Source organism: Mucilaginibacter sp. P19, assembly GCF_050632265.1.
GTDB classification, from domain to species: domain Bacteria; phylum Bacteroidota; class Bacteroidia; order Sphingobacteriales; family Sphingobacteriaceae; genus Mucilaginibacter; species Mucilaginibacter gossypii.
Window position 1 is genome coordinate 899,722 of the sequence record NZ_CP192586.1, and the last position, 16,863, is coordinate 916,584.

The 16,863-nt window shown below is 43.4% G+C and carries 10 protein-coding genes; 2 read left to right on the plus strand and 8 right to left on the minus strand.

Going from position 1 to position 16,863, the window contains the following annotated elements:
• Window positions 1-4: 4 nt before the first annotated feature.
• The 8 genes from ACQ86K_RS04430 to ACQ86K_RS04465 form a co-directional block, all read right to left on the minus strand.
• Entirely contained in the window at window positions 5-1,045 is a 1,041-nt protein-coding gene (locus ACQ86K_RS04430; RefSeq protein ID WP_431199873.1) for a family 43 glycosylhydrolase, read from the minus strand.
• Entirely contained in the window at window positions 1,045-2,883 is a 1,839-nt protein-coding gene (locus tag ACQ86K_RS04435; RefSeq protein WP_431199874.1) for a beta-L-arabinofuranosidase domain-containing protein, read from the minus strand. The genes ACQ86K_RS04430 and ACQ86K_RS04435 overlap by 1 nt, the downstream gene beginning before the upstream one ends.
• On the minus strand, window positions 2,880-3,116 hold the full coding sequence (locus ACQ86K_RS04440) for a hypothetical protein (protein ID WP_431199875.1): 237 nt from the start codon (window positions 3,114-3,116) through the stop codon (window positions 2,880-2,882). The genes ACQ86K_RS04435 and ACQ86K_RS04440 overlap by 4 nt, the downstream gene beginning before the upstream one ends.
• A 12-nt stretch (window positions 3,117-3,128) precedes the next feature.
• Window positions 3,129-4,970: a glycoside hydrolase family 2 protein gene (locus tag ACQ86K_RS04445; protein WP_091172240.1), complete on the minus strand. Its 1,842-nt coding sequence runs from the start codon at window positions 4,968-4,970 to the stop codon at window positions 3,129-3,131.
• 89 nt (window positions 4,971-5,059) lie between these two features.
• Window positions 5,060-5,770 carry a DUF3823 domain-containing protein gene (locus ACQ86K_RS04450; protein ID WP_091172242.1) on the minus strand — a complete coding sequence of 237 codons (711 nt, stop codon included), beginning with the start codon at window positions 5,768-5,770 and terminating at the stop codon, window positions 5,060-5,062.
• A gap of 19 nt (window positions 5,771-5,789) precedes the next feature.
• Window positions 5,790-7,685, minus strand: a complete 1,896-nt coding sequence (locus ACQ86K_RS04455) for a RagB/SusD family nutrient uptake outer membrane protein (RefSeq protein ID WP_091172244.1) — start codon at window positions 7,683-7,685, stop codon at window positions 5,790-5,792.
• A gap of 23 nt (window positions 7,686-7,708) precedes the next feature.
• Window positions 7,709-10,447 (minus strand): SusC/RagA family TonB-linked outer membrane protein, encoded by a 2,739-nt coding sequence (locus ACQ86K_RS04460; RefSeq protein ID WP_431199876.1) that lies wholly within the window; start codon window positions 10,445-10,447, stop codon window positions 7,709-7,711.
• Between the two features lie 20 nt (window positions 10,448-10,467).
• On the minus strand, window positions 10,468-10,917 hold the full coding sequence (locus tag ACQ86K_RS04465; protein ID WP_431199877.1) for a carboxypeptidase-like regulatory domain-containing protein: 450 nt from the start codon (window positions 10,915-10,917) through the stop codon (window positions 10,468-10,470).
• Between the two features lie 194 nt (window positions 10,918-11,111).
• On the opposite strand from ACQ86K_RS04465, the gene ACQ86K_RS04470 reads away from it, so the two are divergent.
• Window positions 11,112-15,101 (plus strand): hybrid sensor histidine kinase/response regulator transcription factor, encoded by a 3,990-nt coding sequence (locus tag ACQ86K_RS04470; protein ID WP_256337505.1) that lies wholly within the window; start codon window positions 11,112-11,114, stop codon window positions 15,099-15,101.
• A gap of 305 nt (window positions 15,102-15,406) precedes the next feature.
• Window positions 15,407-16,786 (plus strand): right-handed parallel beta-helix repeat-containing protein, encoded by a 1,380-nt coding sequence (locus ACQ86K_RS04475; protein WP_091172246.1) that lies wholly within the window; start codon window positions 15,407-15,409, stop codon window positions 16,784-16,786.
• The last annotated feature ends 77 nt before the right edge of the window (window positions 16,787-16,863 follow it).

Sequence of the window (16,863 nt, forward strand, 5' to 3'; positions counted from 1 at the left end):
ATAGTTATTTGACATCGGCCAACCAAAAACCGAATGGCTTATCCCTGTCGCAAATCAATGTTTCGCCGTTAAACTCCAATTCGGCAGCATGGATGGATGTGCGCTTGGTTGTATAGCTGTAGGCACCATCGGCATCAAGCCCACCATCTTCAAAATGCTTTTTACGACCGGGGTGGGTAAAGTAAATGATATAAGCATGGCCTTCACTTACTATCACATCGGCGTGAGCTCCTGTTGGTGTATCTTCCGGCCGATGACCAGGCTTATCCAGCACCAAGCCCTGATGCTCCCAGGTTTTGGCATCTTTTGATCTGTAGACACGCTGACCTTGCCACTCATCGGTAATCATCCAGTAATAATCTTTAAACCGGAAGATCTTTGGCCCTTCATGTGCGCGGCCTTCAATAGCAGGTTTATCATCAGCTTTCCAGTTTACCAGATCATTACTTTCGGCAGTCATGGTGATGCTGCCCAGCTTTTGATCCTTGTACCACATGTGCCATTTGCCATCGGGCAGTTTCATTAGTGTTGGGTCGATGATATTATGATCCGGCAAATTCAGCGGGCCCGCGTATTTCCAGTCCCAAAGGTTTTTACTGGTGTAATGTACCAGGTGCGAATCGCCGCCCCACTGGCTGTACACTCCGGGGATATATACTACAAACATGTGGTATACGCCTTTATCAAAAACCACATCGGGTGCCCAAAAAGTGTTTTGACCTCGCTCATGCTCCAGGTTCAGCGCACCACGATAAACCCAGGTATGCCCGTGATCCTTCGAAGTGGCAACACCAATAGCGGTACCGTAACAAAATGCTACTCCCGGCGATTGTACGTTGGCCCGGCGCTGGGTATATAACATTGCCCACTCTTTTTCGGCTTTGTTATAAACCAAAACAGGATCGGCAGCGCCATCGTAAATCGGGTCGCGGTACAGCGGTGATGGGGGCTGATTTTTAACCTCAGCATCCTGTGCCAGGGCGGCAAAACCAGCCATCATCATTAAACCGCATAGTATTCCTTTTATCATGGATGCATTTTTCATTATTCAGCAACCGGAAAAGCCGAGATCCTTAACCTTGCACCACCCATCGGCACCAGCGTAAGCTCTTTAGAAGGTTCTGCTGTTTTCACCGGACTTTGCGGCAATACACCGCATAAGCCCGTTTCATCAATTTTCCAATCGGGTAGCTGTTTTCCCTTAGCTTTTAATTCAATAGGCGCATTAGCGTTGGTAAAAGGGTTATTATCCTTTGGCCATGCGCGGTGAATAACCTCTATTGATTTTTCAGGGTGTTGCTCATCTATCAGCAAACCATAGTTCCATGGCGATGCAGCGTAGATATTGTAAGAAGGCCATTTTTGAGGATCGGCGCCCGGCTGCCAGTGCGAATCGCCCTGAGCATCTTTCAGGTTATCTCCTTTGGTATATTGCTCTTCTATTTTCAAAGAATAGGTAAGCGGGCCATAGCTAACACTTACGCTATTTTTGTTTTTAGCCCATTCCTTCACCTTAAGCTGCATTGGCAACTGAAGCGTTACTTTATCGCCATTTTTCCAGTTTTTAGCTAAGCGGATATAATAGCCTGTTGAGGTATTTACATCTACAGCGACGCCATTAACTTTTACCGATGCGCCTTTGCACCATTCAGGTATGCGCAGGTAAAGCGGAAAATCAACTGCTTTAGGTGTAGTAACCGTAAAGTTGATCTGATCTTGGAAAGGATAGTGGCTTGTTTCTGCGATGCTTACCGCAGTGCCATTACCAACTTTTGCGTTCACCTTACCTTCGGTATAAAGCAAGGCGGCAACGCCATTATCAGGAGTAGCCATCCAGCTGTTTTCGGCATAATATACCCAGCCTGCGGCATGGTTATGCTGGCAACAGCGGCTACCAAAAGGATTCATCATTAAAAACGGACCTTCATTGGCAATGCCCGGGTGGTGGTTTTTACCATCACTCACCACCATGTTAGGTGCAGTTAGATAACGTAAAGCACGATAATCGGGCATAAAGGCAGCCGGGAAGGTATTGAAAGCTACGTCCTCGCAATTCTCTGCCCAGAAACGGTCGCCGGTATTGCCCAATAACATCTGGTCGGATGTCATTTGCTCTACCAAACCACAGGTTTCTACTGCCTGACGCGGATCATCATAACCTTTACGGGCATTTTCATCGGCACCGAACATACCGCCCGGAACCTGGCCATAGATATCACGAATCAGTTTGAAATCGTTATAGGTAGCATCCAGATCTTTTTTATCATGACTTTGCAGGTAATAAGTTGCCGGCTCACGGAAACACTGAGCTACGTTAACATTATGCCAGTTGGGCAGGTTATTAGCCTGGCGCCAGTCGGCTGTATTTTTGTCAAGTTTGGTAGCTAAGTCAAGCAAAAACTTATCGCCGGTGCGGTTATACAGCCAGTAAACGCTTAGCATGTTATCGCCGCCGCGGCTGTTTTCCCAGTAATCTTCCAAAAATTTATTATCAGGCGTAGCTAACTCATACTTAAAGTATTTTGTCATGAAAGGGATAACGCGGGGATCTTTGGTGTATTCGTAATATGATTGCAGGCACCAAAGCATCGGCATGTTAGTCCAAAGGTCGCGATTACCGTTATGTTCAACCGCTGGACCAAAATCACCGTTGTCACGCTGATTATTCAATACTGCATCAATCCAAAATTTGGTTTCGGCAATCATCTTTTTATCCTTCAGCGTGTAAGCTATATCGGCATAACCTTTTAGCCAGTAGGGAAGTTCTTCCCAACCATATTCACCTTTGCCCTCTTTGTTAAGCCAGGCATTGTTGGTTTTTGAAAGCCATACGCTGATCTCGCCCAGGTTACCTGTTAAGCCGTCGCGCTGCAGCTCCATCATTTTTTTAGCCAGCCGCCGGCTTCAATGCTACCTGTAGGCAATTTGGTAAAATATTGTCTTTGCAAGGGGGCGCGGTTGTTTATATAAAAAGCATTCGCGCCTTTGTTATCAACCGTTGTTACTGTGGTTGCTTTCACGCCCTGGGCATTCACAGTTGCAAAGCCCGCACAGATCATGGCCACAGAAAGACAAACTTCCCTGCGTATTAATTTTATACTGTTTTTTATAGTCATTACGTAAAGATATTATTTCACCAGGGCAGGATCATACAATTTGCTATTGGCTTTTTGTAACAATTCAACAGGCATTTTAATAACCTTACGGTCATAAGTCATGAAGCCGTTCACTTCGCCCTCCACATCTGTTGTTTGTGTATATACTGCTGCCGAAAGACCAACCTTAATCAACTCCTGTAACCTGTCGGTAAAGGTTGAATATCTTTTAAACAGGTCGTCGCCGTTTTTGAAGTTTTGATACCCCCAGTTTTTGTTAGCCTGCCAGGTATGGCCGTCAACCGGCCAGCCCAAACCACCAAACTCGCCAAGTACCACGGCTTTGGTTTTACCGAAAATCTCGGGACGTGGCATAGCAGGGTGCGGATAGTTATGCAAATCGACAATGTTACCGGTATCGTAGAAGTTGCCACCGCTGGCACTGTTCACCAAACGTGATGGGTCTTTTTTCATCGTCCATTCGGTGATCTCCACGGTTTTAAACTGGCCCCATGCTTCGTTGAACGGTGTCCATACCACAATGCATGGGTAGTTGTATAATGAGTTCATGATTGCATTCCACTCTTTACGGTAGTAGCCTTCAGATTCCGGAGTACGCTGCTGATCGGTAGCGCCGTCAAGCACACCCGGGCGATTTTCCCAATGGTTACCTAAATCGCCGCTCGGCATATCCTGCCAAAGCAGCATACCTGTTTTATCGCAGTAAGCATAGTAACGTGCAGGTTCAACTTTAATGTGCTTACGGATCATGTTAAAGCCCATTTCCTTAAGCTTATCAATATCAAAGCTCATGGCCTCATATGTTGGCGGGGTGTATAAACCATCAGGCCACCAACCCTGATCAAGCGGGCCATATTGAAATACAAATTTGTTGTTCAGCAACATACGCTGGATACCATTAGCATCGGCACCAAGCGAAATTTTACGCATAGCAAAGTAGCTGCCTATTTCGTCAACCGCTTTGTTATTGCGGATAAGGGCAACTTTCAGGTCATACAAAAACGGATCGGTAGTTGACCATAAGTGCTGATCTTTGATATCCAGCACGGCGGTTTCGCTGGCATCAATCGTTTTTTCGGATACAAGGGTTTTGCCGCTCCAGGCGCTGATCTTCAGTTTATCGCCCGGCTGGCTATTTGAAACTTCGGCAGATACCGATAGTGTGTGATCGTCAATGTTAGGGGTTTGTTTGGTGGCTTCAATGTGTGTTTTAGCTACACCTTCCAACCAAACGGTTTGCCAGATACCGGTAACAGGAGTGTACCAGATCCCTTCGGGCTTTTTAACTTGTTTACCACGCGGCTGCGGACCATCGTCTGTTGGGTCCCATACGCTTACGGTAATTTCTTGCTTTGAACCGCCTTTTAACAAAGGGGTAATATTAAATGTAAAAGGATCAAAGCCGCCTTCATGGATACCGGCGCTTTTTCCGTTTACAAATACTTCGGTACGCCAGTCAACCGCACCAAAATGCAGCAGTACGTCTTTACCTTTTAATGTTTTGTTTAAGTTGATGGTGGTTTTATACCACAACATGCTATCCTTACCAACCGTTTTACCTACACCAGATAGCGCCGACTCGACCGCGAAAGGCACCAGGATCTTTCCTTCATATTTTGCAGGCCCTGTGGTTGCTTTAGGCACTATGACATAGTTCCATAAACCATTGAGGTTTTGCCAGTTGCCGCGTACCAATTGCGGGCGCGGATATTCGGGTAGGGGTGCCTTAGGGTCAACCTTTTCGGCCCAGGGGGTTGTGATCCTGTCTTTTATCAAATGCCATTCGCCTTGCTGTGCATTGGCAGATAAATAGGTAGAAATAAAAAGAGACAGGCAAAGCGATAGTTTCTTCATCAGTTAAATGGTGTGTAAGGATATTATGTTAATTTAAATTATGCAGGGATATAAAAATGGCCCCCACCGCAACGGCAGGGGCCGGTAATTTATTGTATGGTTATTTTTGACACTGGTGAGAAAACAAGATCTTCAACACCGGCAATTTTTAAACCAATACGTGCAAATACATAATTCTGAGTAGGAGTTATAGTAGGCACGTCAAAGCTCAAACTCAGGTTGGTCATACTTGTAATGGCAGAACCTGCAATTGATGGCGGATCGCCATCACCTATACGGTAACCACCTGACACAAACTGTGTTTTGTTAACATATAAATAAACACGATCGATGTTTTTTGCATTAGCATCAGTGATTATTTTCTGTATATCAAAAGTAGCTGTTACTTTTCTGCCGGTTGCTGTAAACTTGGCATTTTGTACCAGGTAATAAGGGGTTACCTCAATATCAACTGTTTGGCTGCCTTTTAGGTTTACGGTTAAACTATCGCGGGTGCCGGCCGGTAACTCTTTCCACATAAAGGGGCCCTGGTTTGCAGGGATAGTGAATTTGTAGGTACCATCAAACAATAACTGCGCATAGTTACCATCGGGATCAAAGGTTCCCTGTATGGCCGATTTTGTTGCAAAACCTGGTTGATATATTTGGTAAGGGACAGCGTTATACTCAACGTTTATAGCTTCTCCTTTGTAAACCAACCTGCCGCTCAGTCTTGATGTGGGCGCATCGTAATTGTCTTTCTTACAGCCCGAGGCAGCAAGAAAAAGCCCGATTAAAATATGATGAAACTTGATTTTCATAAACACTTTTCTTTAACTCTTATTGATTTGGTTGTTTAACAATTTTCGGGTTTGCTGCTATAACATCGTCACCAATGCGTGAATAGTAGTTACCCAACAGGAACCTGTTTGAACCTGTAACCGGCGATGGTTTTGTTTCCTTAAATATCCACTTTCCGTTGTTAACATCACCAGGATTATAATATTTATATGGCCACAAGCCAAATGGTTGCGTACTACGTTTAGTTGCCTTACCAATATTAGTAACCAAGTCAGCAACTGACATTGAGTTACCATCCCAAACGGCATCAGCAATTCTCCAGCGTTTCATATCAAATAAAGTATGACCTTCAAAAGCAAGTTCAACACGGCGCTCATGAACAATACGGTCAAAATAATTAGCTGCGGTAAGCACCAATGGAGTAGTAAGGCCAGCCCTTACACGCACTTGGTTTAAGTAGCCTGAAGCCTCTGCATAATTACCTAATTCGGCATCTGCTTCGGCAGCGTTCAGCAATACTTCGGCGTAGCGGTAACGGATAAAGTTAACATCACTACCACGGCCACGGCGACCAGAACCTACAGTTGGATCAAGGTATTTGCGGATATAAAAACCGGTTTGAGTACGGAATTCTGCGCCGTTAACCGGGCCATCTTTACCTACAACCTGTACTTTACCCAAGCCCGGAACATCCTGTGTAATAGTAGCATCGCTGCTTGATATAACAGTACCGTTACCTAATTGATAACCTGCATATACCTCGGTACGTTTACCTTTAAACAATCCATTAGGCAATAATACAGTACCGGCAAGCCTTGCATCCCTGCCAGCAAACATATCTAACTGATCGGTATAGTAAATAGGGTTACCTGATCCGTCTTTAGTTGCCATTGGGGCATAAGTATTGTCAAGCTTTTCAAATGCCTCAACCAGGTTTAATGACGGGTTTAACCTGCCTGCGTCCAAACCTTCGTCTGAAATTGAGAAAGGTTGGTCGTTGGTGGTGAAGCCGTGTGTTTTACCACCGTTGGCCTTGAAATCCTCAACCCAGATGGACTCCGAGCTGCTTTTATCAAGGAACAAGTTGGCAAAGTTATCGCTTAAATCAGGTAATTGTTTGTAAAGCGAATAATTACCAGCTGTGCCAGATATAATCTCTTTAGCAGCAGCAAGCGCTTTAGTGTAATAACCGGTAGCAGCACTGGCCGGGATACCTACTTCTCCGCCAGGCAATGAAACCTGAGGTGTTGTGGCACCATACTTAGCTATTGAAGCAGCATATAAAGCAGCCCTTGATTCCATAGCCAATACAGCAGCAGGGGTAGCCCTTGATTTTTCAGAAACGTTAACCGGTAATAAACCTTTTATTGCTTCTGCCTCGCTGATGATAAAGTCATAAACTTCCGACTCTTTTGCACGTGGGATCTGTAAAGCTTCAACGTTGCCAGAGAAATCGTAGTTAAGCGATTTGGTGATCAATGGAACCCCGCCCATTCTTTTTACCAGCTCAAAGTAATACTGAGCGCGTAAAAAACGGCCTTCGGCAATAAACTGGTTTTTCTGTGCATCTGTTAACTTGGTAGCGGCAGTAGCGCGCTCAATAAATAAGTTCAGATCACGAACATATTTATAATCCCATGTACCCCATGAGCCAAAATCCCAGCCTGTACGCTGTACTATATAATAGCTGCCATTTTCTGAAGGGAACGATTCGCTGAAATCAGCAAATGATGCCCAGCCGTTATCCAGGCCAGAAAAATCATAAACACGGTTATATAGGTCAGCAAGAATGGAAAGTACAAGGTTAGGGTCGGAGAATGCGACATCTGAAGTTACCACCTGCTTGGGCGGTACATCCAAAAAGGCACTGTCTTTTTTGCAGGCACCTGTAACTAACAGGAGTGCAAATGTTGATATAATGGTTGTTTTTTTCATTTGGTTTAAACTTGAGGAATCAATTAAAAGGTTAAATTAACACCAAAGTTGAGCACCTTGCTCTGTGGGAATTGTAACCCGTTATCATCCGTTGTTTCAGGGTCAACGCCAAACTGTTTCAGGTTATCAAACGAGAACATGTTGTAGGCGTTAACATAAAAACGCGCTCTCTTGATCTTCACTTTTGCCAGCAGTTGGGTAGGTAATGAATAACCTAACTCCAATGTACGCACCCTCAGGTATTTTACACTGTGCAGCCAAAAAGTTGAGTTACGATCATAGTCACTGTTGGTAGTACCCGGGTTAACCCTGTTGGCAGGATATTTACCCGGCACCCACGCACTGTTTATATCAAACGGATCTGTACGGTGGTACCTGTCTTCAAATATGGTATTCAGGTTTCCATTGTTTTGGAAAGCCCACCTTGTTTCCCAGTTCTGGAACCAGGTATAGCCTGCACCGCCTGAAAAATCTGCATGAAAATCAAAGCCATGATAGGCAGCGCCCAATGTTAAACCAAAGTTGATATTTGGCTGTTTACCATAACCGTAACCAATAGGACGTGTATCATAACCGTCAATTTTACCGTCGCCGTTCCAGTCTTTATACATTAAATCTCCCGGAAGCATTGTCCTGTTACCCTGACCATCGTTATTGATTTTGTAATTGTTAATCTGTTCGATTGATGAGAACTGACCAACAACTGTATAACCCCAATCGATATTAGCGTAACGGTTTATCGCCGAGCCAAAATATTGCTCTAATGAGTTACCAAAATATTCGTTCCTGAATATTGATTTCTGACGGGAGTAAGAAATGTTGCCACCGATGTTATAGCTTACTTTTCCAATCCTGTCGTTCCAGTTCAACGAAAACTCACCACCTGATTGTGAATCACTGCTTGAGTTTTCTGCAGGTAATGTATAACCTACTTCCAGCGGCAACACCAATTTAGATGGCGGGCCAGCCAAGCCAGTACGTTTACGGTAGAAATAATCAACAACACCACTCAACCTGTTGTTAAGCATGGTGAAATCCATACCCACATCGGTCATTTTACTTTTTGACCATGAAATATTGGTTGTTACCAAACCTTTATCAGTTGAAGTAACGATAGCATTACCGTCAATAATAGCGGTACCTGCGTTATAGTTGTAACCCGGCAGGTAAGCATACGGGGTTACGATCGGGTTATTAGCGTTATTAGGATCGCGGTCATCACCCAATACACCATACGATGCACGGATTTTCAAATCGTTCAGGAAGCTGTTTTCACCAAGAAGCTTCTTCATGAAACCTTCCTGGGTAATACGCCAACCGATAGATCCACCGGGGAAGTAACCTACGCGTTTATCAGGAGCAAACAGGTACGAAGCATCCCTTCTGCCAGATAATTGCAGATAATATTTGTTATCGTAGTTATAATCAATTCGGCCGATATAACCTGTACGGGCTTCTTTGTTGTCGCTGTCCTGGTACTGATCTGCGGTTGGGAAGTAAATAAGCGGCAGGTTGTTTGATACCGGTGAAGCGTGGATCCAGTTACGCAGGTGCTGTAGCTCAATACGTTCAGAAACAAACGTAGCACCTATGGTGTGTTTACCAAAAGTATTGTTGTAGTTAATTTGCCATTGGTAAGTTTTAGCAAATTCTTTTTTCTGTTCACGTTCGCGCCAAGGGTTGGTACTACCACCGGTTACATCATAAGTATCAGTTGCAGGGCGGTAAGTATACGCGTTATAAGTATATTCCTGGTTATTTAACAAATAATCAGCAATATAATATGAGTACAAACCTTTTACCAATAAGCCTTTAACACCAGGCACCTGGTATTCCGCACCAAAATTGGTTTGTAAAACGCGCCAATCACTGTGATATAAACCCGATAGCTTTTTGTTAAGGAAAGCATAGTTTGACTCGGTGTGACCGATATCATTCAAGTAAGCCGGATTATCGTTAGCATAAGGGCGCTCAAGCGGCGTATTTCTTAAAACGGCAAAGCGGGCAAGGAAGTAATCATCACCTCCCGGTACGCCAGGATTTTCGCGGGTTTCGATACGGCCGTTAACGTCCATGCTTACCTTTAAACCGTTGGCTACTTTCAGCGATATGTTAGATTGAATATTTGAACGATTAAAAAGGTATTCTTTACCTAACTGAGAGTTTTGATGCAGGTTAGTTGCCGATACATAGTAGTTTAATTTATCGGTACCACCGGTAAAGTTAATATTGGCTGAGTTTTGAGGGGCATTATTATTGGCTTTCAAAACATAATCGCGCCAGTTAAAGCTTTGGTAACCTTTTTCGGTACCGGCTTTATATTTGTCAAGATCGGCCTGGGTAATAGTAGTTGAACCGTTGCTGTTAACCTGTGCATCAGCTAAATAACGCATGTAATCATACGAATTGGTCAATACGTTAGGGAAACGATAAAAATTTTGGTAACCGGTATAGGCATCGATGTTGATCCTTGATTCGCCCGAACCTTTTTTGGTTGTTACCACAACAACACCGTTTGCCGCACGTACACCGTAAATTGCAGCAGATGCGTCTTTTAGTACCGCGATGCTTTCTACGTCGTTAGGGGCAAGGTTGTTAAATTGACCCTCGTCCTGCTGGATACCATCAATTACGAATAGAGGCGCGCCCATATTACGGATCTGGATGGCGGCGCTGGCACCCGGCCTGCCTTCTGACTGCCTGAAGGTTACACCCGGAATTTTACCGGCAAGCGTGGTACTAACCGTTGAACCCGCGTGCACACGATCAATATCCTTACTGGTTACACTGGAGATAGCACCTGTAATAGAGGCTTTTTCTGCGATCCATAGCCGGTAACAACAACTTCCTGTAAGGAAGAATTTGTTTCGCGAAGCCGAACTTTCAATGTTGTTCTGCCTTGCAGGGCAATCTCCTGTTTGACGAACCCGATGTAAGTAAACGTTAATGTACTGTTTGCATTAGGTACATTGATTGAAAAGTTACCCTGCGCATCTGTCGTTGTTCCACCCTGCGTGCCTTGCACCCTTACCGCTACGCCTGTCAGGGCCAGGCCGGTGGTGTCTGTCACGTTACCTGTAACCTTAATTTTATTTTGTGCGGATGCACTAAATGAAAAAAGGAAACCGGTCATGATGAAAAAAGCGATTAGCATTACTTTGGGGCTCCATTTACTGGGCGGCCACTGCACATGAGGGTTCCCCCCATGCCTGAGTAGTAAAAATTTTCTCATAAATGATCTATTAATTGGTTAAGTTTTGATTTTAAAAATGTACAATTGACATATCTAAAATCATGTTGTAAAGAAAAAGGATTTTGGGCCCGGCGCTTAACCAAATCATATCAATACTTAGTCAAAAAGTATCAATTTTCGGGAGAAGGGAAACGCTGCAACAGATTGGTTATATTTGCGTTAAGCTGATTATTTTGAAACCACTATACATATTTCTATTATTTTTTACAGTATCATTCGGTATTTGCAATGCGCAGACCTACTACTTCAAGCATTACCAGGTTGAGCATGGGTTATCGCATAATACTGTCTACTGCAGCATGCAGGATAGGCGCGGCTTTTTGTGGTTTGGCACTAAAGACGGCCTTAACCGTTTTGATGGTTACACCTTTAAAACGTTCAGACATAACCCCGCGAATAAAAGCACCATCTCCAACAATATGGTGCATACCCTGTGCCTTGATAAAGAAGGTACACTTTGGATAGGTACCGACGAGGGCCTTGATAAGTATGATCCCCTGTCCGAAACATTTACACATATCAATACAGCAAACATTAACGGTGTGCGCAGTATCACCTTTGATGAACATGATAATTGCTGGTTTGTGGCCGGAGCTTCATTAATAAGATATAACACTAAAACCGGCGAAAGAATAGATTACTGGCCTTCGCAGCATTTTGAGGCTACGTCTGTAGTTATCATTAATGGTACAGTGTGGGCATCTTCGTCAACGGGCGCAGTGGAGAAACTGGACCAGGCGAGCCGCACTTTTACCGCTTACAACGTATTTAAGCCAACTGATAAAGTGACTTCAAAGTTTATTGAGAAGATTTATTATGCCGGTAACAACAAAATATTTGTAGGTACCAATAGCCATGGTTTTAAGGAGTTTGATGTTGAAACCTATACCTATAAAGACCTGCTTAACTACAATCCCGATAAAACGGCTGTTTATGTACGCGATTTTTTAAAATACAGCGACACTGAATACTGGATAGCCACTGAATCGGGCGTATTTATTTATGACTCGGTAAAGGGCACATTCCTTAATCTCAGAAAGCATTTCAATGATCCTTACTCTATATCGGATAATGCCGTTTATTGCCTCTGGAAAGATTCGGAAGGCGGTGTTTGGGCTGGTACTTACTTTGGCGGCCTCAATTATTACCCTAAACAGTATTCAACCTTTAACAAATTTTACCCTGACACTGAGCCAAATTCCCTTAAAGGAAACGTGGTGCGTGAAATTACTAAAGACATATACGGCAACCTGTGGATGGGGACCGAAGACAACGGATTAAACAAATTGGCTCCGGATAATACCTGGACGCATTATACCCCCGGCGGAAGCGCCAGCATCTCCAATACCAACATCCACGGTATATTAGCCTTAGGCAATGAACTGTTTATAGGCACTTTTGAACGGGGACTGGATATCATGAACATTAAAACCGGCAAGGTTGAACGCGTTTACCTGGCCGGTAACCGAAATAATGATCTCAAAAGCAACTTTATAATTTGCTTTTGCAAAACCCGCGGCGGGCTCATTTTTGTTGGTACTACCCGTGGCATTTACAGGTATAACCTGGCAAGCAAGGATTTTACCCTGATAGATAAATTGCCCCCATATGATTTCATTTACGCCATAACCGAAGACCATATGGGTAAAATATGGGTTGGCACGGTAAGGGATGGTATTTACTGTTACAATCCGGCAAACAACACAAGCACTAAACTAAACTATCGGTACCCCGTTAAAAACGTGCTTAACACCACCACGGTTAACGGTGTTTTTGAGGACAGCAACCATAAATTATGGTTTGCTACCGAAGGTTTGGGTTTATGGAGATACGATCCCGACACCGATAGCTATAAGTTTTATGACACCAATAACGGCTTTCCGAGTAATTACATTTTCAGGCTTGAAGAAGACAGCCATAAAAATCTATGGATCAGCACTACCCGGGGGCTGGTTTGCTTTAATGATAATACCGGAAGCATCAAAATTTATACAAAAGCCAACGGTTTGTTGAGTGACCAGTTTAACTACAACTCGTCTTTTAAAGATGCCGACGGTACCATGTATTTTGGTTGTGTACGTGGTATGGTTAGCTTTAACCCTGCCAGTTTTAAGCAAAATTACTTTGTAGCCCCGGTTTATATAACCGGGTTCCAGGTGCACAATAAAGAGATCTCTGTTAATGGTGCCGATTCACTATTAAAACAATCTATCATAACCACAAAAAAGATCAACCTTAATTATAACCAATCCTCATTTAGTATTGATTTCGCTGCGCTGAGCTTTCCATCGCCCGAAATGACCCAATATAAATACACGATGAAAGGTTTGGATAAAGGCTGGACCGAGCTTAAACGCAACCGAAAAGTTTACTTTACGCAACTGCAGCCCGGTCATTATACCTTTGTAGTAAAAGCGGCAAACAATAACGGCACCTGGACCCAAAAAGAAACAAGTATTGAAATTGATATAGCGCCACCTTTTTGGGAAAGCGTTTGGGCATACATTGCTTACTGCCTGTTGTTTTTACTAACAGGTTACTACCTGCTCAGAAGCTATCACCGTAAAACCCGCGAGAAAAACAAACGTATTATCGAAACCCTTGAAAACGACAAGGAGAAGCAGATCTATAATGCCAAGATCGAATTTTTCACTAATGTGGCCCATGAAATCCGTACACCTTTAACGCTTATTAAAGGGCCAATGGAAAAAGTGATCAGGCGTGCGGAGCAAGTCCCGGATATTCAGAACAACCTGAAGATCATGGAAAAGAATACCAACCGGCTGCTTGATCTTACTAACCAATTGCTCGACTTCAGAAAAACCGAAACCAATGGCTTCAGCCTAAGCTTTGTTAAAACCGATATTATGGATCTGCTTGCCGATACCTTTTTGCGGTTTAAACCTATGGCCGAACAAAAGAACCTCAGCTATACCTTTATACATCCGGTTAAAACGGTGTATGCTTATGTTGATATTGAGGCATTCACCAAAATTATAAGTAACCTCATCAACAACGCTATTAAATACAGTACATCGGTTGTAGAGATCGAACTGCTCGATCATGCGGAAAACGACCCCACCTTTACCATCGAAATAAGGAACAGCGGGCACCTGATCCCTTATGAAATGCGTGAAAAGATCTTTGAACCTTTCTTTAGGATGAAAGAATCTGAAAAGCAAATTGGCACAGGAATAGGGCTTTCCCTGTCCCGCTCGCTGGCCGAATTGCATAAAGGTTTATTAGTGTTGAATAAATCTATTAACGATTTTAATATATTTAACCTTACTTTGCCTGTTCACCAGGAAAAAGAATTCGACCTGTATATTACCCCCGATGAATATGAGCAGGCTGACCTAAGTAACAGAGAGGAGAATATTGACTTTATGAAACCAGTTATACTTTTAGTGGATGATAACCCGGAAATACTTGATTTTATTTCGGATGATCTGAGCGACAAATATTCGGTTATTAAAGCCCTTAACGGACAGGAAGCGTTGGATATGATCGCCATCGAGAACATCCAGCTTATTATAAGCGACGTAATGATGCCGGGAATAGACGGGTTTGAACTATGCAAAACCATTAAAACCAATTTCGATTACAGCCACATACCCATTATACTGCTTACTGCAAAAAATACCCTGCAAAGTAAAATTGAAGGCCTGGAGGTTGGCGCAGATGCTTATATCGAAAAACCGTTTTCGCCCGAACATTTGCAGGTGCAGATAGCTAACCTGCTTATTAACCGTAATAAAATTAAGGAGCATTTTGCGAGCTCGCCGCTGGCACATATCAAGTCGATGGCCTACTCAAAACCTGATGAAAGCTTTTTGGATAAGCTAAACGGTGTTATCTACAAAAACATCCAAAACGCCGAGCTTGATGTTGAGCAGATAGCTAACCTCATGAACATGAGTAAGCCAACGCTGTACCGCAAGGTTAAAGCTATATCCAACCTTACTATTAACGAGCTTATCAATATCACCCGCCTCAAGGCTGCCGCGCAATTACTGGAAGAAGGTGATTATAAGATCTACGAAGTAGCCAACATGGTAGGTTACAGTTCTCAATCACACCTGGGCCGTAATTTCCTGAAGCAATTCGGTACAACACCCACTGAATATCAGCAGACTAAGCGCAGTAAAGTAAAACAGGTTTAATCTTACCAGGATGGACTATCAGGCTAAGTCAGCGGCAATGGTCTTTATATAATCATACGGGCGTCCGGGAGGGTAATTCCACTCAGTTATAAGCTGCAAGCCTTTTGCATCGGCGATGGCCCCATGCAATCATGTGCTATTAAAGCAACCCTCTTTTTTACAATTCTTGTTTATTACCGAAGCCCCAGAACGCTGCAAGCGGGTGATTTAATTGTGCGGGCAACAATATGTAAAAAAATAACGTAGAACTGCCGGTTCCGCACAACAGGGAATGGTTGATTATCAAAACTCTTTCAGATTAATAAATGGGAAATAACAATTACTTACTAAGCATGATAGCTGGTATGCTGGTAATATCATGCTTCGCGTGTTCAAAAAGTATAAACAAAATTGAGACACCGGCAAGTTCAATTCCGGAGCAGAATGGAAAACTGCAAAGTTTGAAAACCAAGCCGGTAACTACCTATACTTACACCGTTAAAACTACCGAGTGGATGGTTGACGGGACAAATATCCCGGCGGGGGCTATAATATATATCCCCGCCGGTGAACGTGGGGCTTTGCTGCTTAAAAACTTTAAAGGAACAGCCGCCGCTCCAATCTTAATTGTTAACCAGGGCGGAAGGGTGTCATTCACTACAGAAACTACCGCCTCGTATGCATTTAAGACACAAAACTGCCAGTACTTTAAGGTAATGGGAAATGGCGTTTCCTCAATTAAGTACGGGTTTGATATGAACGGCGGCAATATCGGTATGACGATGGACTATCTGAGCTCGGATTTTGAGATCGCGAATGTTGAGGTGCGTAACAGCGGGTTTGCCGGGATCATGGCAAAAACCGATCCAACATGCGACGCTGCAACCTGGCGAGGCAATTTTACCATGAGTAATGTAATAATTCATGATAATTACGTTCACAAAACAGGAGGGGAAGGCCTTTATATAGGAAATTCTTTTTATCAGAATGGCGTTTCAACTTCCTGCGGTACGGTTTTACCTCATGATGTCGTGAATGCCAGGATCTACAAAAACCTTGTTGACTCTACCGGTGCCGAAGGGATCCAGGTTGGCAGTGCTACGTCGGGATGCATGATCTATAGTAACACCGTTAAAAACCCGGGGATAAGTCCGTTTGCTTCTTATCAAAATAATGGCATACAGATAGGAGAAGGTACCGGCGGTCAATGTTATAACAACCTGGTTAAGAATGCACCAGGCAATGGTATCATTGTTCTTGGTCTTGGGGATAACCAGGTATTCAATAATTATATTATTGACTCAAAGGCTTACGGTATTTTTGCTGATTCACGGTATACGCCAGGCCCGAATTTTCAGTTTATCAATAATACCATTGTGGGCTCTGTTTTAGGCGGTATAAAGTTAAACTCTGAAACTATCCCCATGAATACCGTTATTAATAATGCTATCATACAATCGGCATCGGTACAGCCGATAATTTTAAAAAGCACCAGCGTTAAACTTACCGAATCAAATAATTATGTAAATACAGATGTAAGCGTTTGCGGGTTTGTAAATTATAACGGAGATGATTTTCATTTACAACCGTCATCGCCGCTTATCGATCAGGGGGCAAACGTTTTATCATACGGCATAAAATTTGATTTTTATAATGCTGTACGCCCATCGGGTACGGCTTTTGATATTGGGGCTACAGAGTATTAATATGCAATACATCAGGCGTTTCTGTCTGGGGTAAAGGGAATTCCTGTAAAAGCAAAAGGGACGGCAACACTGCCATC

Bases quoted from the DNA above. Each gene is read 5' to 3' on its own strand.
- ACQ86K_RS04430 (WP_431199873.1), bottom strand. From the start codon at position 1,045: ATGAAAAATGCATCCATGATAAAAGGAATACTATGCGGTTTAATGATG.
- ACQ86K_RS04455 (WP_091172244.1), bottom strand. From the start codon at position 7,685: ATGAAAAAAACAACCATTATATCAACATTTGCACTCCTGTTAGTTACA.
- ACQ86K_RS04450 (WP_091172242.1), bottom strand. From the start codon at position 5,770: ATGAAAATCAAGTTTCATCATATTTTAATCGGGCTTTTTCTTGCTGCC.
- ACQ86K_RS04445 (WP_091172240.1), bottom strand. From the start codon at position 4,970: ATGAAGAAACTATCGCTTTGCCTGTCTCTTTTTATTTCTACCTATTTA.
- ACQ86K_RS04465 (WP_431199877.1), bottom strand. From the start codon at position 10,917: ATGAGAAAATTTTTACTACTCAGGCATGGGGGGAACCCTCATGTGCAG.
- ACQ86K_RS04475 (WP_091172246.1), top strand. From the start codon at position 15,407: ATGGGAAATAACAATTACTTACTAAGCATGATAGCTGGTATGCTGGTA.
- ACQ86K_RS04440 (WP_431199875.1), bottom strand. From the start codon at position 3,116: ATGACTATAAAAAACAGTATAAAATTAATACGCAGGGAAGTTTGTCTT.
- ACQ86K_RS04435 (WP_431199874.1), bottom strand. From the start codon at position 2,883: ATGATGGAGCTGCAGCGCGACGGCTTAACAGGTAACCTGGGCGAGATC.